The following is a 20,141-nucleotide window of genomic DNA, read 5'->3' on the forward strand; positions in this document are numbered from 1 at the left end:
GACGCACCCGGCCGGTGTCGCACCGGCATGGCGAGCGTGCTGCCCCGCACCATATTGCGGCAGTGCGGCAGTGCAGACGCCATCCGCGCGGCACCGATCCCAATGTCTGCCTTGCTTCCCACAGGGAGAAACGCACGATGTCCCTTCGCACCGCCAAGAAGGTATTCGGCGCCGCGCTGCTTGCCTGGGCCATGAGCCTGGGCGCAGCGACGACGGCACAGGCTGCGGACCTCAAGCTGGCGATGAGTTCCCCGCCGACTTCGATGGATCCGCAGTTCTACAATCTGTTCTCCAACATCAATGTGTCGGAACACATCTTCGACACGCTGGTGAAGCTCGATCCAGACAGCCGCATCATTCCGGGGCTGGCCGAATCCTGGAAGCTGGTCGACGACCACACCTGGGAGTTCAAGCTGCGCAAGGGCGTGAAGTTCCATGATGGTGCGGAACTGACCACCGATGACGTGGTCTGGTCGCTCGACCGGCCGGCCACCATCCAGAACAGCCCCAGCAAGTTCGACGTCTACACCAAGGCCATCGTCGGCAAGAAGGTCATCGACAAGTACACCATCCAGCTCAGCACCGCCCAGCCCTATCCGCTGATGCTGAACGACCTGACCTCGATCTTCATCGTGCAGAAGAAGGCCACCCAGGGCCTGAGTTCCGATGACTTCGCCCAGGGCAAGGGCATGATCGGCACCGGCCCCTTCAAGTTCGTCAGCTACGCGCGCGATGACCGCGTCGAGCTGGTGCGCAACCCGGACTACTGGGGACCGAAGCCGGCTTGGGACAAGGTCACGCTGCGCTTCATCCCGAACCCGGCCACGCGGCTGGCAGCGTTGCTGTCCGGCGACGTGCAGGCGATCGAGAACGTGCCCACACCAGACCTGCCCAAGGTGCGCAAGGACCCGAAGCTGTCCTTCTTCTCCAAGATCTCGCATCGCGTGATCTACCTGTACTTCGATGCCAAGCGCGACAAGTCGCCCTACGTTACCACCAAGGACGGGCAGCCGATGGACAAGAACCCGCTGAAGGACGCGCGCGTGCGCCGCGCCATCAGCATGGCGATCAACCGCGAAGGGATCAAGGAGCGGCTCATGGAGGGCCTGTCCGAGCCCACTGACAACCTGGTGCCGCCCACGCTGTTCGGCTACAACCCCAATCTGAAGACCGTCAAGTACGACCCGGAGGGCGCCAAGAAGCTGCTGGCGGAAGCGGGCTATCCGAACGGCTTCGGCGTGACGCTGCATACGCCGAACAACCGCTACGTCAACGATGAAAAGATCGCGCAGACGATCGCGCAGAACCTGACGCGCATCGGCATCGTCACCAAGGTCGAGGCCATGCCCATGGCTACCTACTCATCCAAGGGCATCAAGCACGAGTTCTCCTTTGGCCTGCTCGGCTGGGGCGCGCAGACCGGGGAGGTCAGCTCGCCGCTGCGCGCGCTGCTGGCCTGCGAGGACTCCAAGAAGGGCTTCGGCACCACCAACTGGGGTGAGTACTGCAATCCGAAGATGGATGTGGTGCTGGAAAAGGCGCTGGCCACTGTCGACGACAAGGAACGTTCCAGGCTGCTGCAGGAAGCCACGGCGATAGCCATCGACGATGGCGGCATCATCCCGATCCACCAGCAGGTGACCACGTGGGCGACGCAGAAGGGCATCACCTATGTGCCCCGCACCGATGAACGGACCTATGCACACAACTTCAAGCCGCTCTGAGCGCGCGGCGCGGCGCAGCGCCGCAGGAGCCGGCGCCTAGGCGACAGCATCAGAACCGGGCGGCGAGACACGGGGGGCGCGCCCGCCGCGCCGCCGCCCGCCACACGAGGCGCGCCGTCTGCCCGGCAGGGGCGGCGGGCGCATCGGGCCTTCGGCGGAGGGAAGCGATCCGATCATGCTGGTCTTCATCATCCGGCGCCTGATGCAGAGCGTGGTGGTGCTCTTCGTCATGTCGCTGCTGGTCTTCCTCGGCGTGTTTGCCATCGGCAATCCCGTCGACATCCTGATCAACCCGCAGGCCGACCAGGAGGACATCAAGCGCACCATCGCCGCGCTCGGCCTGGACAAGCCGCTGTGGGAGCAATACCTGGTATTCCTGCAGAACGCGCTGCACGGCAACCTCGGCACCTCGTTCGCGCACGGCACGCCAGCGCTCAAGCTGATCTTCGAGCGCATGCCGGCGACCATGGAGCTGGCGGTGGCCGCCATCCTGCTGGCCATCGTGCTGGGCATCCCGCTTGGGCTGTGGGCCGGGCTGCGGCCGAACGGGCTGGCGGGCAAGTCCATCATGACCGTGTCGATCCTGGGCTTCTCGCTGCCGACTTTCTGGGTGGGCCTGATGCTGATCATGGTGTTCGCGGTGCAGCTCGGCTGGCTGCCCTCCAACGGCCGCGGCGAGACGGTGCCGCTGCTGGGCGTGCCGGTCAGCTTCCTGACCGCCGACGGCCTGCGCCACCTGGTGCTGCCGGCCGTCACCCTGGCGCTGCTCAATATCGCCATGGTCATCCGCCTGACACGCGCGGGCACGCAGGAGGCGATGCTGCAGGACTACGTCAAGTTCGCGCGCGCCAAGGGCCTGTCCAATGCACGCATCGTCGGCGTGCACGTGCTGAAGAACATCCTGATCCCCATCGTCACCGTGATCGCGCTGCAGTTCGGCTCCATCATCGCCTTCGCCATCGTGACCGAATCGATCTTCGCCTGGCCGGGCATGGGCAAGCTGATCATCGATTCGATCCAGTTGCTCGACCGGCCGGTGATCGTGGCCTACCTGATGGTGATCGTCACGCTGTTCATCCTGCTCAACCTGGTGGTGGACATCGCCTACAGCATGCTCGATCCGCGCGTGCGCATTGCCGATAACAAGGGCTGAGCCATGACCGATGCAAGCCTGGATGCAGACAAGCCACTCGCGCCGGTACGCGAGCAGACGCCGTTGCGCCGCTTCGCCGCGCAGTTCCTGGCGAGCAAGCTGGCGGTGCTCGGCGTGGCCGTGCTGGGCCTGATCGTGCTGGTGGCGCTGTTCGCGCCGTGGCTGGCGCCGCAGAATCCCTACGACCTGGCCACGCTGGACGTGCTCGACGCCCGCCTGGCGCCGGGCGAGCACGCCGGCAACGGCATGGTGTTCCTGCTCGGCTCGGACGAGCAGGGCCGCGACATGCTGTCCGCAGTGATGTACGGTCTGCGCATCAGCATCGGCGTGGGCGTGGTCAGCACCGTGATCGCCCTGCTGCTGGGCGCCACCCTGGGGCTGCTGGCCGGCTTCCTGGGCGGGCGCACCGAGGCCGTCATCATGCGGGTGGCCGACCTGCAGCTGTCCTTCCCGCCGATCCTGCTGGCGCTGATCCTGCTGGCCTTCCTGCGGCCCGGCATCGGCAATATCGTGATCGCGCTGGTGGCGGTGCAATGGGCCTACTACGCCCGCACCACGCGCAGCGCCGCGCTGGTGGAGCGGCGCAAGGAATACATCGAGGCGGCCACCTGCCTGGGGCTATCCCCAGCACGCATCATGTTCCGCCACCTGCTGCCCAACTGCCTGCCGCCACTGATCGTGATCGCCGCGCTGCAGGTGGCCTCCGCCATCACGCTGGAGGCGACGCTGTCCTTCCTCGGTCTGGGCGTGCCGATCACCGAGCCCTCGCTCGGCTCGCTGATTTCCAACGGGCAGCAGTACATGCTGTCCGGAAAGTACTGGATCAGTTTCTTCCCGGGCATCGCGCTGCTGGTCACCATCGTGTCGATGAACCTGGTCGCCGACCAGTTGCGCGACGTGCTGAATCCGCGCCTGCAGACGCAATGAGGCCGATCACGGAAAGCCGATGAACAAGCCGACCCTGCTGGTTGAACACCTCGAAACGCAGTTCTTCACCCGCGCCGGCGTGGCGCGCGCGGTCGACGACGTCTCCTTTTCCGTGGGCCGGGGCGAAATCATGGGGCTGGTGGGCGAGTCCGGTTCCGGCAAGTCGATGACCGGCTACTCGATCATGGGCCTGATCGATCCGCCGGGCCGCGTGGTGGGTGGGCGCATCGAGCTGACCAGCCGCGACGGCGTCACGCGCGACCTGCGCCAGCTCACGCCCGAGCAGATGCGCGACGTGCGTGGCAACCGCATCGCGATGATCTTCCAGGATCCGATGATGACGCTCAATCCGGTGCTGCGCATCGACACCCAGATGATCGAAGCGGTGCTGGCGCACCAGAAGGTGGGCAAGGCGGCGGCGCGCGAGCGTGCCCGCGATGCGCTGGCGCGGGTCGGCATTCCCTCCCCGGACGAGCGGCTGCTGGCCTATCCCCATCAGTTTTCGGGCGGCATGCGCCAGCGCGTGGCGATCGCCATCGCCTTGCTGAACAAGCCCGACCTGATCATCGCCGACGAACCCACGACCGCTCTCGACGTGACCATCCAGGGGCAGATCCTGTACGAGATGCAGAAGCTGTGCAGCGAATCGGGCACGGCGCTGATCTGGATCACCCACGACCTGTCCGTCGTAGCCGGCCTGGCCGATTCGGTCTGCGTGATGTATGCCGGCAAGATCGTCGAGGCCGGCGATGTGCACCAGGTATTGGAAAGGCCCGCCCATCCCTATACGCATGGGCTGATCGCCTCGGCGCCTTCGCGCAACCCGCGCGGCGTGCCGCTGCGGCAGATCCCGGGCATGACGCCCTCGCTGCTGAACCTGCCGAGCGGCTGCGCCTTCCGTGCGCGCTGCAGCTATGCCACCGAGGCCTGCAAGCAGCCGCCGCCGCTGGAGAGCGGGGCCGACGGGCGCAGGCTGCGCTGCTTCCATCCCATCGTCGTGCAATCGGAGGCCGCATGAGCACCGCCGCCGCACCGCTGCCAAACCATGCCGGGAACGCGGGCGCGGCCGGGGCGTCTGCGTCCGGCACGCCGCTGCTGGAGATGCGCGGCGTGTCCAAGCGCTTCATCAAGACGCTCGATGTCGCCGCCAAGGTGGCCAATCTGTTCGGCGCGCATGCGCGCGAGGAGATCGTGCACGCGGTGGACCGCGTCGACCTGGCCATCCAGGCCGGCGAAGTGGTGGGCCTGGTCGGCGAGTCCGGCTGCGGCAAGTCCACGCTGGGACGCATGGCCGTCGGCCTGCATTCGCTGAGCGCCGGCGAGCGCTTGTGGAAGGGCGTTGACCTGGACCGCTTGCCGCCGCAGCGCCGGCGCGAGCAGCAGCTGGCCATCCAGATGATCTTCCAGGATCCCTACGCCTCGCTGAATCCGCGCATGCGCGTGGTCGACATCGTCGGCGAGGCGCCGGTCGTGCACGGCCTGGTGCAGCGTGCGGGGCAGCGCGCCTACGTCGAGGACATGCTGGTGCGCGTGGGCATGGACCCGACTGTGCTGCGACGCTTTCCCCATCAGTTCTCCGGCGGGCAGCGCGCACGCATCGGCATTGCCCGCGCGCTGGCGGTGCGGCCGGAGTTCCTGGTCTGCGATGAATCGGTGGCCGCGCTCGATGTGTCGATCCAGGCCCAGGTGCTCAACCTCTTCATGCGGCTGCGCGAAGAGCTGAACCTGACCTATCTGTTCATCAGCCACGACCTCGGCGTGGTCAAGCACATCAGCGACCGCGTGATGATCATGTACCTCGGGCGCGTCGTCGAATCGGCGCCCACCGATGCCGTGTTCGCCTCGCCCAACCATCCCTATACGCAGGCCTTGCTGGCCGAGGCGCCCAAGCTGGAAGTCGGCAAGAAGACCTATGTGGCGATCCAGGGCGAGATCCCGTCGCCGCTGAATCCGCCGCGCGGTTGCCACTTCCACCCGCGCTGCCCGTATGCGATGCCGCGATGCCGGGAGGAGCAGCCCGTGCTGAAGGAAATCGCGCCGATCCGCTTCTCGGCCTGCCACCTGAACGACATGAAGTAGGCGGGCCGCGGCCCGCCGGCGCGGCCGCCGAAGGCGGCGCTAGCAGCTTAAGCGGCTCTAGCGGCTCTAGCGGATCACCTGCCCGCGCGAGTTGATGATGGTCATTTCCACGAACTTCGAGCCAACGTGGTTTTCCGGCGTGAAGTTGATGATATAGCCGCCCAGGTCGACATTGCGCATGGTCTCCAGCGCGCTCACCAGCTTCTCTCGAGTCGGCTCCTTGCCTGCGCGGCGCAGACCCTCGACCATCGCCTTCGCGGCGATGAAGCCCTCGATGCTGGCGTAGTCGAAATCGTTCGACTTGCCCGCCGCCTGCAGCAGCCGCAGGTATTCCCGCACCACGGGCAGCGTGGCGTTGCCGGGGTGCGGCATGACCTGCGAGATGATCACGCCGCTGCCCTGGGCGCCAACCTGGTGCGCCAGCGCCTGGGTGCCGACGAAGGACACGTTGTAGAACTGCCCGTTGTAGCCGCGCCGCAGCGCTTCCTTGACGAAGGCGCCGGCCGTCCGGTAGGCGCTGATCATCACCACCGCGTCCGGCTTGGCCTTCATGCTGCCTTGCATGGCGTCGCCGATCTCCATGGTGTTGCGCACCACGCCCTCGCGCGCGACGATCTGCACGCCGCTGTCGGGCGAGGCCTTCAGCGCACGCTCCAGGCCCGCCAGCCCCGCCTTGCCGTAGGCGTCGTCGTTGTAGACGACCGCCACGCGCTTGAGGCCGGTGGTCTGGATCTGGCGCAGGATGGCCGCCGTTTCCTCGTTGTAGCCGGCACGCACATGGAAGGCGTAGTGGTTGAAGGGATCGCGCAGCGATTGCGCGCCGGTGAAGGGCGCGAAGAAGGGCACCTTGGCCTCGCTGGCCAGCGGCAGCGCTGCCTGGCTGGGTTCCGTGTCGACATAGCCGAACAGGGCGAGCACGCGATCCTGCTCGATCAACGCCTGCGTGTTCTTGGCCGCGGTGTCGGGCTCGTTGTAGTCGTCGACCGACTTCAGCACGATCTTGCGTCCGTACACGCCGCCGTGCTGGTTCACATAGTCGAAGTAGAGGCGGGCGCCCGAGCCCAGTTCCTTGCCCAGCATCGCCGTCTGGCCGCTGAGGGCGGCCGATTGCCCGAGCAGGATGGTGTCGCCGCTCACGGCGGCTTCCGTGCTGCTGGTGCTGGCAGTGGTGGCAGTTTTGGCGGTGTTGGCGGCACGTGCGCCGCCTGTGCCGATTGCGCCGATGGCGCACGCCACCAGCAGGCTGGCGATGCGCCAGCGTTTGACCCCGGTCTGCAATTGCATGGTATTCCCGTCAAAGCGGTTGTTTTTTTACCGATGGCCGCCCGGTCTGCGCCGGCACTGGCCCAGCCTGCCGCACCCCTTGGAGCGCGGCGCGCCGGCACATCATAATCGAATACAATCAAAGCCGAGAAACTTCCCCGGGCGGCGCGCATGCCGGCGACGCCGGCGTACAACAGCGAGGCCGCCATGGCCCGGTCGCCGGCCCGCAATGGGTCGGGTGAGACATCCCCCCGAGCCTCCCACCGCAGCCGCCCGCCGAAGCCGCTCGACCACGCCCCCGCAACCGAGCTGCCCACGACGCCGCCATCGCCCCGGAGATCACATGGCCACCCGCATCATCCGTGCCGCCTGCCCGCACGACTGCCCCGACACCTGCGCCCTTCTCGTCACCGTCGAAGACGGCCGCGCGGTCAAGGTGGCGGGCGATCCCGAGCACCCGGGAACCCAGGGCGTGCTGTGCACCAAGGTCTCGCGCTACACCGAGCGCACCTACCATCCGGACCGGCTGCTGACGCCGATGAAGCGCGTGGGCCGCAAGGGCGAAGGCAAGTTCGCCCCGATTTCCTGGGACGAGGCGCTCGACCTGGTGGCCGGCCGGCTCGGCGAGATCGCCGCGCGCGATGCGCAGGCCATCCTGCCCTACAGCTATGCCGGCACCATGGGGCTGGTGCAGGGCGAGAGCATGGCCGCGCGCTTCTTCCACAAGCTGGGCGCCTCGCTGCTGGACCGCACCATCTGCGCCAGCGCCGGCGCCACCGCGCTGCGCTACACCTACGGCGCCAGCGTGGGCATGGACATGGAGCACGTGACCGGGGCCAAGCTGATCATCATCTGGGGCGGCAACCCGATCGCCTCCAACCTGCATTTCTGGACGCGCGCCCAGGAGGCCAAGCGGCGCGGTGCCACGCTGGTGGCGATCGACCCCTACCGCTCGCTGAGCGCGGAGAAGTGCCACCGCCACATCGCGCCGATGCCGGGCACCGATGGCGCGCTGGCGCTGGCGCTGATCCATGTGCTGATCCGCGACGACCTGCTCGACCATGACTACATCGCGCGCCACACCATCGGCTTCGACGCCTTGCGCGAACGCGCGCAGGAGTTCACGCCGGAACGCGCGGCGCGCATCTGCGGCATTGCCGTCGACGACATCGAATGGCTGGCCGGGTTGTACGGCGGCCTCGCGGTGCGCGAGCGCGAGCCGGTGGCGATCCGCTTGAATTACGGCATGCAGCGTGCCCACGGCGGCGGCCAGGCGGTGCGCGCGGTGGCCTGCCTGCCTTCGCTGGTCGGCGCCTGGCGCCAGCCCGCGGGCGGCCTGCAGCTGTCGACCTCGGGCTTCTTCCCGGTGGACGGCCAGGCGCTGCAGCGCCCGGATCTGCTGCCGGACTGGCCGGCCTTGCCGCGCACGGTCAATATGTCGACGATCGGCGATGCGCTGCTCGATGACGGCAGCAGCGGGCACGGCCCGAAGATCGAAGCACTCGTGGTCTACAACAGCAACCCGGTCGCGGTGGCGCCCGAGTCGTCCAAGGTGGCGGCGGGCTTCGCGCGCGAGGACCTGTTCACCGTGGTGCTGGAGCACTTCCGCACCGACACCGCCGACTACGCCGACGTGCTGCTGCCCGCTACCACGCAGCTGGAGCACGTGGACGTGCACAAGGCCTACGGCCATACCTACTTCCTGGCCAACAACGCGGCGGTGGCGCCGCTGGGCGAGGCACTACCCAATACCGAGATCTTCCGCAGGCTGGCGCATCGCATGGGCTTTGCCGAGGCCTGCTTCGCCGACAGCGACGAGGACATCGCGGCGCAGGCCATCCTGCGCGATGACCCGCGCGCACAGGGCATCAGCTGGGAAGCGCTGAAGGCGCAGGGCTGGCAGAAGCTGAACCTGCCGGCGGCGCCCTTCGCCGAGGGCGGTTTCCCAACGGCTTCGGGCAAGTGCGAGTTCTATTCCGAGACGATGCGCCGCGAGGGCCTCGATCCGCTGCCCGCCTACGTGCCGCCCTACGAGGCACCCGCCACCGCGCCGGAGCTGGCTTCGCGCTACCCGCTGGCGATGATCTCCCCGCCCGCGCGCAACTTCCTCAACAGCTCCTTCGTCAACGTGGACAGCCTGCGCGCCACCGAGGGCGAGCCGCACCTGGACATCCACCCCGATGACGCGGCGGCGCGCGGCATCGAGCACGGCGCCATGGTGCGCGCCTTCAATGACCGCGGCAGCATGTTGGCGCGCGCCCGCGTCACCGACCGCGCGCGCCGCGGCCTGGTGGTGGGACTGTCGATCTGGTGGAAGAAGCTGGCCGCGGACGGCAAGAACGCCAACGAGCTGACCAGCCAGCGTCTGACCGACCTGGGCCGCGCGCCGGTCTTCTACGACTGCCTGGTCGAGGTGGAGCCCGCGCCTGGCGCGGCGTCGGGGAAAACGGCGGCCGGCGCCGCGGCAGCGGAGCCGGCGAGCGCATCATGAGCGCGCGGCCGGCAAGCGGGCCTATCGCCGGCCTTGCCGCCGCGCTTGCGGCTGCCGTGCTGGCGGCCGCCGGGCTGTCCGGCTGCGATACGGTCAGCTACTACGCCCAGTCGGTCAACGGCCACCTGAGCGTGATGGCGCAGGCCCAGCCGCTCGACGACGCCATCGCCTCGGCCCGCGAGGCCAACGACGGCCGGCTTGCGCAGCGGCTGGCGCTGGCCGGCGAGATCCGCAACTTCGCCTCGCGCGAGCTCAAGCTGCCCGACAACGGCAGCTACCGACGCTACGCCGACCTGCATCGGCCTTACGTGGTGTGGAGCGTATTCGCCACGCCCGAGCTGTCGATGGTGCTGAACAAATGGTGCTTCCCGGTGGTGGGGTGTATCTCCTACCGCGGCTACTACGACCACGCCGAGGCCGAGCGCTATGCCGCGCAGCTGCGCCGTGGGGGGCTCGAGGTCTACGTCGCCGGCATCCCGGCCTATTCCACGCTGGGCTATTTCGACGACCCGCTGCTCAATACCTTCGTCTACCAGCCCGCCGGCGAGCTGGCGCGCCTGATCTTCCACGAGCTGGGACACCAGGTGGTCTATGTGCGCGACGACACCGCCTTCAACGAGTCCTTCGCCACCGCGGTGGAGACCGCCGGCGTGGAGCGCTGGCTGGCACGGGAGGCGACGCCCGAGCAGCGCGACAGCTACCGGCAGTATGATGCGCGGCGCCAGCAGTTCCGCGCGCTGGTGCTGGCTACGCGCAATCGCCTCGATGCGCTGTACCGCTCCTCGCTCTCAGACGACGACAAGCGCCGGCGCAAGGCCGAGCTGCTGGCCGAGTTGCGCGAGCAGTACGCCAGCCTGAAGGCCAGCTGGGGCGGCTATGCCGGCTACGACCGCTGGTTCGCGCAACCGCTGGTCAATCCCCAGTTCGCGGCGGTGTCCACGTACCAGCAATGGGTGCCTGCCTTCCTGGTCCTGCTCGCGCGCTGCGATGGCGACTGGCGCCGCTTCTATGCCGAGGTCAAGCGCATCGGCGACCTGCCGCCGGGCGAGCGCACGGCCGCGCTGCGGGCGCTCGCGCCGCCGGCGGAGGACGCGGGCGGTGCGAGTGTAGCGGCCAACCCGGCTGGGCCGGCGTCCGTCGCGCGCTAGCGCACGCGCCAGTCCACGCCCACGCGCGCTCCCGGACGCTGGCTCAGGCGCCAGCCGGCCGCTTCATGCGGCAGGCGGAGGGCAGGTCCAGTGCACGGGCCGGCGTCACGCTGTCCTGGCGGAAGCCGTACTGCGTGCCTTCCGCACCCACCTTCACGGCTTTGCCATCCACGGGCGCCACCGTCGACACCACCTGGGGCAGCAGCAGCTGGTGATCGCTCTTGCGCATCACGACCTCGCCCAGGGGCGAGGCATAGCGCAGCCCTTCCAGCGCGAACGCGACCTTGGTCGGGTCGTCGCTGCCGGCGCGGCGCATGGCCTCGCTCAGGAGCTGCACGGATACCAGTACGCGCGGCGCGAAGTACTCGCCGGCCGGGGTTTGCCGCACGCGCGCCGCCAGTGCCGCCAGCACCGGGTCATCCGTGTTGGGCAGCGACTCTGCCACCCAGGTCAGGCGGCCCATCTTTGCCTGCGCGATCGCCTGCACCGTGCCCGGCGCACCACCGCCGCTGTGGTTCAGGTAGCGGGCGTCGTAGCCGATGTCGCCGGCAGCCTTGATCAGCAGGTTGAGGTCCTGGCCCCAGTTGCCGGTGACGATGGTATCGGCGCCGCTTGCCTTGGCCTTGCCGGCGTAGGGTGCGAAGTCCTTGACCTTGCCCAGCGGATGCAAGGTCGTGCCGACGAACTGCACGTCCGGGCGCGCGGTGGAGATCATCTGCTGGCCCAGCGCGGCCCACATGCGGCCGTGCGCGTAGTCCTGGTTGATCATGTAGACCTTGTGGATCTCCTTCTGGCCGCGCGTGAATTCCGCCAGCGCGCGCATCTTCATCGCTGTGTTCGCCTCGGTGGCGAAATGCCAGAAGCTGCAGCGCGCGCCGGTGAGGTCGGGATCGATCGAGGCATAGTTGATGATCAGGATGCGCTGGCCGGGATTGCGTTCGTTGTGCTTGGTGGCCGCCTCCACCAGCGCCGTCACCACCGAAGAACCCGATCCACCGGTGAACACGGCACGCGCGCCGGCATCGATGGCGCTCTGCAGGGCCGAGAGGGCGTCGTGTGCCGACAGCTTGTCGTCGTAGCTGAGCAGCTCGTACTTGCGGCCGAGCACGCCGCCCTTGGCGTTGGCGTCGTCCAGCGCGAACTTCAGGTTGGCCTGGAACAACTCGCCGACATTGGCCAGCGGACCGGACAACTGGTCGATGAAGGCGACCTTGATCGGAGCATCTTGCGGGGCGTCGGCCATGGCCGGCGAGATGCCGGCGATGGCCAGCGCCGCAGCCAGCGCGGCGTGAGCCGTGTGGACGGCACGTACGGCGCGTATGGCGCGTATGGCATGAAGCGGGGCGCTCCGCCTGGCGAGCGTGTCGCGGCCGGGCGTCGGTTGGTGTCGCATGGCTTGTCTCCTCTCCTTGGTGTTGTCTTCTCTGCCCCGGTCCGCCCCGCCTACCAGGTGTCGACGAAGCGGCGCGCCTCGGGCGGGCGCGGGCCCAGCGCGTCGGCCGGCACCGAGGCGAGCCCGCGCAGCAGCCAGCGGCGCGTGTCGGCCGGGTCGATCACCGCGTCGATCTCCAGGTGGCTCGCCATGTTCAGCGCGCGCCCGCGCTGGTAGGCGCCGTCGACCATGCGGGCGAACAGCGCTTCCCGCTCTTCGGGATCGGCCACGGCCTCCAGCTCCTTGCGGAAGCCCAGCCGGATCGAGCCCTCGATGCCCATCGCGCCGAACTCGCCGCTGGGCCAGGCCGCGGTGAAGAAGGGCGCGGCAAAGCTGCCGCCCGCCATTGCCTGGGCGCCCAGGCCGTAGCCCTTGCGCAGCACCACGGTGAAGAAGGGCACGCGCAGCGCTCCGGCGGTGACGAACAGGCGCGACACATGCCGCACGGTGGCGGTCTTCTCGACCTCGGGACCCACCATGAAGCCCGGCGTGTCGCACAGCGACAGCAGCGGCAGGCCGTGCGCGTCGCACAGCTGCATGAAGCGTGCGGCCTTGTCGGCGGCAGCCGCGTCGATGGCGCCGCCCAGGTGGCGCGGATTGTTGGCGATGCAGCCGAAGGCGCGCCCCTCGATGCGGATCAGCGCGGTGATGATGCCGCTGCCGAAGGCGGCGCGCAGTTCCAGTACCGAGCCGGTATCGGCCAGCGCGTCGATCACCGCGCGCATGTCATAGCTGCGCAGCCGGTTCTCGGGAATCAGGTGGCGCAGGCGGCGGGCGTCGCCCGCCTCCCAGTGCGCGGCGTCGCCCTGGAAATACGATAGGTAGCGGCGCGCGGCGTCGACAGCGGCGGGCTCGTCCTCGACCAGCACGTCGATCACGCCGTTCGGCGCCTGCACGCTGACCGGTCCGACTTCCTCCGGCGCGTAGACGCCCAGGCCGCCGCCCTCGATCATGGCCGGGCCGCCCATGCCGATGGTGGCGCTGCGCGTGGCGATGATCACGTCGGCGCAGCCCAGCAGCGCGGCGTTGCCGGCAAAGCAGCGCCCGTGCACGATGCCGACCAGCGGCACCTGGCCGGACAGGCGCGCGAACTGGATGAAGGAGGTGCAGTCCAGGCCGGCCACCACCGGCATGTCGGTGTCGCCGGGACGGCCGCCGCCGCCCTCGGCGAACAGCACCACCGGCATGCGCCACTGGCGCGCCAGCGCCAGCATGCGGTCCAGCTTCTTGTGGCCGTAGAAGCCCTGCGTGCCGGCCAGCACGGTGTAGTCGTAGGCCAGCACCATGCAGCGCGCGTCGGCGCCCGTGGTGGCGCCCGCATTGACCGTGCCGATGCCGGTGACGATGCCGTCGGCAGGCGTGGCGCGCACCAGGTCGTCCACGCTGCGGCGCTGCCGCTGTGCGGCGATGGCCAGGGCGCCGTATTCGATAAAGGAGCCGGCATCGCACAACTGCTCGATGTTTTCGCGCGCGGTGCGCCCGCCCTGCGCATGGCGCTTGGCCACGGCCTCGGGGCGCGCGGCGTCCAGGCCCAGCGCGATGCGCTCGAGCGCGTCGCGCAGGTCGGCGCGGATATGGTCGGGATCGGTCTCGTCCTGTGCGGTGTGGCCGCCGGCATCTTCCTCGCCGGCCGGCTCGAGCAGCAGCACCGCCGCCCCGGCGCGCACCGTGGCGCCGGGCGTGGCCAGCACGCGCAGCACGGTGCCGGTGGCAGGCGCGTCGAGCGTGTGCTCCATCTTCATCGCCTCGATCACCGCCAGCGGCTGGCCGCGCCGCACCACATCGCCGACGGCCACCTGCACCGCGGCGAGCGCGCCGTCCATGGGCGCGGCCACGGCGAGGGCGTGATCGGGCATGGGCTCGCCGGCCTCGGGCGCCGGCCCGGCCGTACCGGCGCGCGCACTATCCGCGCGCGCGTGCAGGGCGGGGTGCGGGTCGGCCGCCGCGGCACGGGCCGCCAGTGCCGGCAGGGCCTCGTCCAGGTACTGTGTGTGCACAGCATTGGTCCGCACGGCATCCTGCTGCAGCAGTTCCTGCAGCAGGCGCCGGTTGGTTTCGATGCCCTCGATGCGGAATTCGCACAGCGCGCGGTAGGCCAGCGCCAGCGCGCGGCCGTAGTCGCCGCCGGGCTCATGCACGATCAGCTTGGCCAGCAGGGAATCGAAGCGCGGGTTGACCGCCATGCCGGCGAAACCCGCGCCGTCGACGCGCACGCCCGGGCCGCTGGGCGGCTCGTAGGCGGTGAGGGTGCCCGCGGCCGGGCGCAACTGGCCGCTTGCATCGACCTGTTCGGCATTGACGCGCAACTGCACGGCCACGCCACGCGGCGCCGGCGGCGTGGCCAGTCCCAGCCCGGCCAGGGTGGCGCCGCCGGCCAGGGCGAGCTGGAGCTGCACCAGGTCCACGCCGCTGACCATCTCGGTGACGGTGTGCTCAACCTGCAGGCGCGGGTTGGCCTCCATGAACCAGATCGCGGGTTCGTGCCGGCCGCCACGCGCTGGCTCCACCAGGAACTCGAAGGTGCCGATGCCACGGTACGCCGACGCGCGCGCCAGGGTCAGCGCCGCCTGCGCCAGCCGTGCGCGCGTACGCTCGTCCAGCGCGGGGCTGGGTGCGATCTCCACCAGCTTCTGGTGGCGGCGCTGCAGGCTGCACTCGCGCTCGCCCAGCGCGATGGCAGCGCCTGCGGCGTCGGCCACTACCTGCACCTCGATGTGGCGCGGGGCGTCCACGATGCGCTCGACATAGACGGCGCCGTTGCCGAAGGCCGCGCTTGCCTCGGATACGCAGCGGGCGTAGGCCTCGTCGATCTGAGAGGCGTCGCGCACCGCGCGCATGCCGCGCCCGCCGCCGCCGGCCAGTGCCTTGATCATCATGCCGGCGCCGGGCACTTCGGCCTGCTGCGCAGCGAAGAAGGCGTGGGCGGCAGCCAGCGTGGTCGGACCGGTGCTGCCCGCGACTACCGGCACATCGTGCTCGCGCGCCAGCGCCCGCGCGCGCGCCTTGTCGCCGAACAGGCGCAGCACGTCGGGCGCCGGGCCGATGAAGGTGAGCCCGGCATCCTGGCAGGCCTGGGCGAAGTCGGCGTTCTCCGACAGGAAGCCGTAGCCGGGGTGGACCAGGGTGCAGCCGGCGGTGCCCGCCGCGGCCACGACCTGCTCGATGTCGAGATAGGCGCGCGGGCCGGTGCCGGGCAGCGCCTGCGCCGCATCGGCCTTGCGCACATGGAGCGCGTCGCGGTCGTCCTCGCTGTAGAGCGCGACGCTCGGGATGCCCATCGCGGCCGCGGCGCGGGCAAGACGGATGGCGATTTCGCCGCGGTTGGCGATCAACAGCTTGGGGGTGGTCATGATACGGGAGTCGAAGCGAAGGAGTGGAATCGGGAGCCGGCGCGCGCGTTGCCGGCCGGGGGGCAGCGCCCCCCGTCAGCGGACTAGCTAGCTAGCGCACCTGGGCGGCGACATCGGCCAGGTCCTGCTTGCGCACCTTGCCGGTGGCGGTCAGCGGCAGGGCATCGACGATGCGCAGCAGCGGTACCTTGTAGATGGCCATATTGGCGCGGCACCAGGCGGTCAGCGCGGCCTCGTCGAGCGTGCCTGCGGCCTCGGGCTTGAGCATTACGAAGGCGACCGGCAGCTGGCCGCGGTCTTCGTCGGCGCGGCCCAGCACCGCGGAGCCCAGCACGGCGGGGTGCTGGCCGAGCAGGGCCTCGATCTCGGCGGGAAACACGCTCATGCCGTTGACCTTGAGCATCTCCTTGCGCCGGCCCAGGTAGTGGATGTAGCCCTGTTCGTCGATCACGCCGATATCGCCGGTGTGGAACCAGCCGTCGCGCAGCGACTCGCGCGTGGCCTCGGGCTTGTTCCAGTAGCCCTTGAGCAGCGTCGGGGTGCGCACGCACAGCTCACCTTCGCTGCCCGGCGGCAGCAGCGCGCCGCTGTCGAAGTCGCAGATCTTGAACTCGGTGCCCGGCACCGGCAGGCCGACGAAGATCGGCTGCGAGCGCAGGTCGAGATCGTCGTCCTGCATGCCCAGCGTGAAGGTGTTGCAGGTCTGGGTCTCGGTCATGCCCCAGGCGGTTTCGGCGATGGTCGCGCCGGTCAGCGCCTGCCAGCGGCGGCGGTAGTCCAGGTTCAGCTTCTTGACGAAGGACGACACGCCGACATGCCGCAGAGACTGCAGCGCATATTGCGATACGTTCGGGTGATCCATCACCTCGACCACGCTGTCGACCAGCATCGAGGCGTTGGTGACGCGGTAGCGCTGCACCGCCGCCATGAAGGTCTCGGCGTCCCAGCGCGCGAGCAGCACCAGCGGCACGCCGAAGAAGGCGGGGAAGATCAGGCACAGGTTCTCGCCGGCGATCCAGAACTCGGGGAAGAAGCCGAGCATCACCGCGTTGTCGTCCAGCGGCAGCGAGACTGCGCCGAAGGCAGCCGCCATGTCGACCATGTCGCCCTGGGTGTGGATGCAGCCCTTGGGCAGGCCGGTGGTGCCGCCCGTGTAGTTCAAGGCCGCCACGGCATCGAGCGCGGGCGGGACCTGCGGCGCCGGCGCGGTGCACGAGGCAAGGGCGGGCAGCAGGTCGATGGCGCGGTCTTCCGGCTCGGCGGGGCAGCGCGGCGCCATGGCCATCGGCGGCAGCGGCAGCGTCGGTTCGGCCGGTGCCACGTCGGCGAAGCTGGTGTAGAACAGGCTGGCGATGGGATCGTCGGCGCCTAGGGCGGTGCGCGTCTCGCGTACCAGCGGCAACAACTGGTCGAGCGTGACCAGGGCGCGCGGCGTGCTGTCCCGCAGCGCATGCAACAGCTCGGCGCGCTGGGAGAGCGGGCTGATCGGCACGTAGACCGCGCCCAGTTTCAGGATGCCGAAGAAGACGATATGGAACTGGGGGCAGTTGGGCATCAGCACCGCCACGCGGTCGCCGGCGCGGATGCCTTGCTCGGCCAGCAGCGCGGCGCAGCGGTCGCTCTGAGAGTCGAGTTCGTCGTAGCTGGTGTGGTGCCCATAGAAGATCACGGCAGGCCGGTCGGGGCGCACGCGTGCCCAATGGCGCAGCGATTCGCTCAGCGGCTGTCGTCCCAGCGGGTAGCGCGGTTCGCGCGGCGTGCCGGCAGGCCAGGCATGCTGCCAGCGCTGGTGCAGGTCGGCGAGATAGGCGGCTTCGTCGGCGGCCGCTGCCGGCCTCTTTGCGGTCTGGTCCATCGGTGCGTGTCTCCTCGCGGAAGGCGGCGCGCCGGTGATGCCTGCGCACCTACCTTTTGGTATATTTATTTACCTGTTGGTACAATGCTAGGGAGATCGCCGCGCGCCGTCAAGCGGCGCGCCGCCGCCAAGTGGCGTCGGTGCGCTGGCGTGCGAGAATTCCGACATGTCCATTCCACAGAACTCCGCACTCGTCGAAGCCGTTCCCGCCCGCTCGCATATCGCGGAGCGGCAGGAGGCCCGGCGCCGACAGATCCTGGACACGGCGGCCCAGCTCTTCTACACCAAGGGCTACCCCGGCATGACGATGAACGACTTGTGCCGCGCGCTGGGCGTGACCAAGCCGGCCGTCTACTACTACTTCACCGACAAGTACGAGATCTTCGACATCTTGTGCCGGGAATCGGCGCAGACCTGTCTGCCGGTGATCCGGGAGACGGCGGACCCGTCGCTGCCGGTGCGTGAGCGCCTGGAGGCGTGCCTGCTGGAAATGGCGCGGCGCTGCATCGCCTGCTACGTGCCTGCGACGCTGAGCTTCCGCGACCACCAGTACCTGCGTCCGGACACCTTGGCCTGGCTGGGCGAGATGGCACGCGCCTTCTACCGCGACCTCTACGCCCTGCTGGAGGAGGGCAAGCGCGCCGGCGTTTTCGCCTATGGCGAGGCGCGCGTGACGGCCCACGCGATCGGCAGCGTAGTCGGCTTCATGTACACGTGGCACGACCCGCGCCGCCTGGATGGCGAGGCGCTTGCGCGCGAACTGGCCACCAATATGATGAAGCTGGTGCTGCCGGGCTGAGCCGCCCTGAGCCACCCTGGCAGCGCCAGGTAGGAATCTTCCGAGTGGGTCGCTGGGCTCTTCCTCATCAGGGTATTCCCGAGACTGCCAACGTCCGGTGACGCCAGATCCACGATATGCTGTCCCTGGTTTCCCGAGGACTTCATCTAACGGTGTTGTCGAACCCCGGTGGCGCGTTTAGCATCGCAAAAATCGAACGACCATTCAGAAATCAGAAAACAGGAGACGGTGGCTATGGAGAGATTTTGGCTGAAGCAGTACCCGACGGGCGTCCCCGCCGAGATCGATGCCAGCCAGTACCGCTCGCTTGCCGAGCTGCTGGAAGAGTCTTTCCGCACCTATGCCGGCCGCCGCGCCTTCGTCTGCATGGACAAGGCCATCACCTACGGCGAACTGGACCATCTCTCGGCGCAGTTCGCGGCCTGGCTGCAGTCGCGCGGGCTGCGCCCCGGCGCACGCGTCGCCATCATGATGCCCAATGTGCTGCAGTACCCCGTGGTGCTGGCGGCGGTGCTGCGCGCGGGTTTCGTGGTGGTCAACGTCAACCCTCTCTACACGCCGCGCGAGCTGGAGCACCAGCTCAAGGACAGCGGCGCGGAGGCCATCGTCCTGCTGGAGAACTTCGCCACCACGCTGCAGCAGGTATTGCCGAACACGCCGGTCAAGCATGTGGTCGTGGCCAGCATGGGCGACCTGCTGGGCGGGCTGAAGGGCGCCATCGTCAACTTCGTGGTGCGCAACGTCAAGAAGATGGTGCCCGCCTGGGAACTGCCGAACTGCGTGCGTTTCAATGACGTGCTGCGTGAAGGCAGCCGCATGCAGCTCAAGCCGGCGTCGACCGGTCCGGACGATATCGCCTTCCTGCAGTACACGGGCGGCACCACCGGCGTGTCCAAGGGCGCGGTGCTGCTGCACCGGAACATCGTCTCCAACGTGCTGCAATCCGAAGCCTGGATGCAGCCGGCGCTGCACAAGGGCGGCGAGATCGACCAGGTGATCACCATCACCGCGCTGCCGCTGTACCACATCTTCGCGCTGACGGTCTGCTGCCTGCTGGGCATGCGCAGCGGCGGCATGAGCGTGCTGATCCCGAACCCGCGCGACATTCCCGGCTTCGTCAAGGAACTGCAGAAGTACAAGTTCCACATGTTCCCGGCGGTCAACACGCTGTACAACGCGCTGCTGAACAGCCCGGACATCGGCAAGGTCGACTTCTCCAAGCTGCGCGTCGCCAACGGCGGCGGCATGGCGGTGCAGGAAGCCGTGGCCAAGCAATGGCTGGCCAAGACCGGCTGCCCCATCATCGAGGGCTACGGTCTCTCGGAGACTTCGCCTTCGGCCACCTGCAACCCGACCGATACCGACGCCTTCTCGGGCACCATCGGCCTGCCGCTGCCGTCCACCGACATCGCCATCCGCGACGACGACGGCCGCGACGTGCCGCTGGGCCAGCCCGGCGAAATCTGCATCCGCGGCCCGCAGGTGATGGCCGGATACTGGAACCGGCCCGACGAGACCGCCAAGGTCATGACGCCGGACGGCTTCTTCAAGACCGGCGACATCGGCGTGATGGATGCGCGCGGCTACACCAAGATCGTCGACCGCAAGAAGGACATGATCCTGGTGTCGGGCTTCAACGTCTACCCGAACGAGGTGGAAGCCGTGGTGGCCGAGTGCCCGGGCGTGCTGGAGGTGGCCGCCGTCGGCGTGCCGGACCAGCACTCGGGCGAGGTGGTCAAGCTCTTCGTGGTGAGGAAGGATCCGGGGCTGACCGAGGCCGATGTGATTGCCTTCTGCAAGGAGCGGCTGACGGGCTACAAGCGGCCGAAGTACGTCGAGTTCCGCAGCGAGCTGCCCAAGACCAATGTGGGCAAGATCCTGCGCCGCGAGCTGCGCGACAGCCGCCAGGCGGCCTGATGT

13 protein-coding genes are annotated in these 20,141 nt (G+C 68.8%); 9 read left to right on the forward strand and 4 right to left on the reverse strand.

Going from position 1 to position 20,141, the window contains the following annotated elements; all coding sequences use genetic code 11:
* Positions 1–137: 137 nt before the first annotated feature.
* The 5 genes from AC1Z3O_RS01075 to AC1Z3O_RS01095 all read left to right on the forward strand — a co-directional run bounded on the left by AC1Z3O_RS01075 (position 138) and on the right by AC1Z3O_RS01095 (position 5,883).
* Positions 138–1,724 carry an ABC transporter substrate-binding protein gene (locus AC1Z3O_RS01075; protein ID WP_483512853.1) on the forward strand — a complete coding sequence of 529 codons (1,587 nt, stop codon included), beginning with the start codon at positions 138–140 and terminating at the stop codon, positions 1,722–1,724.
* A gap of 175 nt (positions 1,725–1,899) precedes the next feature.
* Positions 1,900–2,877, forward strand: a complete 978-nt coding sequence (locus AC1Z3O_RS01080) for an ABC transporter permease (RefSeq protein WP_483512854.1) — start codon at positions 1,900–1,902, stop codon at positions 2,875–2,877.
* A 3-nt stretch (positions 2,878–2,880) separates the two neighbouring features.
* Complete coding sequence (locus tag AC1Z3O_RS01085) at positions 2,881–3,804, forward strand: ABC transporter permease (RefSeq protein ID WP_483512855.1); 924 nt, start codon at positions 2,881–2,883, stop codon at positions 3,802–3,804.
* A gap of 19 nt (positions 3,805–3,823) precedes the next feature.
* Entirely contained in the window at positions 3,824–4,822 is a 999-nt protein-coding gene (locus tag AC1Z3O_RS01090) for an ABC transporter ATP-binding protein (RefSeq protein WP_483512856.1), read from the forward strand.
* A complete protein-coding gene (locus AC1Z3O_RS01095; protein WP_483512857.1) occupies positions 4,819–5,883 on the forward strand; it encodes an ABC transporter ATP-binding protein in 1,065 nt (354 codons plus the stop codon). The genes AC1Z3O_RS01090 and AC1Z3O_RS01095 overlap by 4 nt, the downstream gene beginning before the upstream one ends.
* 66 nt (positions 5,884–5,949) lie before the next feature.
* Here the strand turns inward: AC1Z3O_RS01095 and AC1Z3O_RS01100 are convergent, their stop codons facing one another.
* Complete coding sequence (locus AC1Z3O_RS01100; RefSeq protein ID WP_483512858.1) at positions 5,950–7,167, reverse strand: ABC transporter substrate-binding protein; 1,218 nt, start codon at positions 7,165–7,167, stop codon at positions 5,950–5,952.
* A gap of 322 nt (positions 7,168–7,489) precedes the next feature.
* Between AC1Z3O_RS01100 and AC1Z3O_RS01105 the strand changes: the two genes are divergently transcribed.
* Together AC1Z3O_RS01105 and AC1Z3O_RS01110 are read left to right on the forward strand one after the other, a co-directional pair.
* Positions 7,490–9,637 (forward strand): molybdopterin-containing oxidoreductase family protein, encoded by a 2,148-nt coding sequence (locus AC1Z3O_RS01105; RefSeq protein ID WP_483512859.1) that lies wholly within the window; start codon positions 7,490–7,492, stop codon positions 9,635–9,637.
* The gene (locus AC1Z3O_RS01110) at positions 9,634–10,785 is read left to right on the forward strand and encodes an aminopeptidase (RefSeq protein WP_483512860.1); all 1,152 of its coding nucleotides are present in this window, start codon (positions 9,634–9,636) and stop codon (positions 10,783–10,785) included. Before AC1Z3O_RS01105 ends, AC1Z3O_RS01110 begins: the two co-directional genes overlap by 4 nt.
* Positions 10,786–10,828: 43 nt before the next feature.
* On the opposite strand, the gene AC1Z3O_RS01115 is transcribed toward AC1Z3O_RS01110, so the two are convergent.
* The 3 genes from AC1Z3O_RS01115 to AC1Z3O_RS01125 all read right to left on the reverse strand — a co-directional run bounded on the left by AC1Z3O_RS01115 (position 10,829) and on the right by AC1Z3O_RS01125 (position 17,422).
* Positions 10,829–12,028, reverse strand: a complete 1,200-nt coding sequence (locus AC1Z3O_RS01115) for a branched-chain amino acid ABC transporter substrate-binding protein (RefSeq protein ID WP_483517486.1) — start codon at positions 12,026–12,028, stop codon at positions 10,829–10,831.
* Between the two features lie 200 nt (positions 12,029–12,228).
* A complete protein-coding gene (locus AC1Z3O_RS01120) occupies positions 12,229–15,567 on the reverse strand; it encodes an acetyl-CoA carboxylase family protein (RefSeq protein ID WP_483512861.1) in 3,339 nt (1,112 codons plus the stop codon).
* Positions 15,568–15,658: 91 nt separating this feature from the next.
* The gene (locus AC1Z3O_RS01125) at positions 15,659–17,422 is read right to left on the reverse strand and encodes an AMP-binding protein (RefSeq protein ID WP_483512862.1); all 1,764 of its coding nucleotides are present in this window, start codon (positions 17,420–17,422) and stop codon (positions 15,659–15,661) included.
* Positions 17,423–17,588: 166 nt separating this feature from the next.
* On the opposite strand from AC1Z3O_RS01125, the gene AC1Z3O_RS01130 reads away from it, so the two are divergent.
* Positions 17,589–18,221, forward strand: coding sequence for a TetR/AcrR family transcriptional regulator (locus tag AC1Z3O_RS01130; RefSeq protein WP_483512863.1), 633 nt, complete (start codon positions 17,589–17,591; stop codon positions 18,219–18,221).
* 234 nt (positions 18,222–18,455) lie between these two features.
* Positions 18,456–20,138 carry a long-chain-fatty-acid--CoA ligase gene (locus tag AC1Z3O_RS01135; protein WP_483512864.1) on the forward strand — a complete coding sequence of 561 codons (1,683 nt, stop codon included), beginning with the start codon at positions 18,456–18,458 and terminating at the stop codon, positions 20,136–20,138.
* Positions 20,139–20,141: the final 3 nt, after the last annotated feature.

The organism is Cupriavidus sp. 09_S30 (assembly GCF_056930435.1).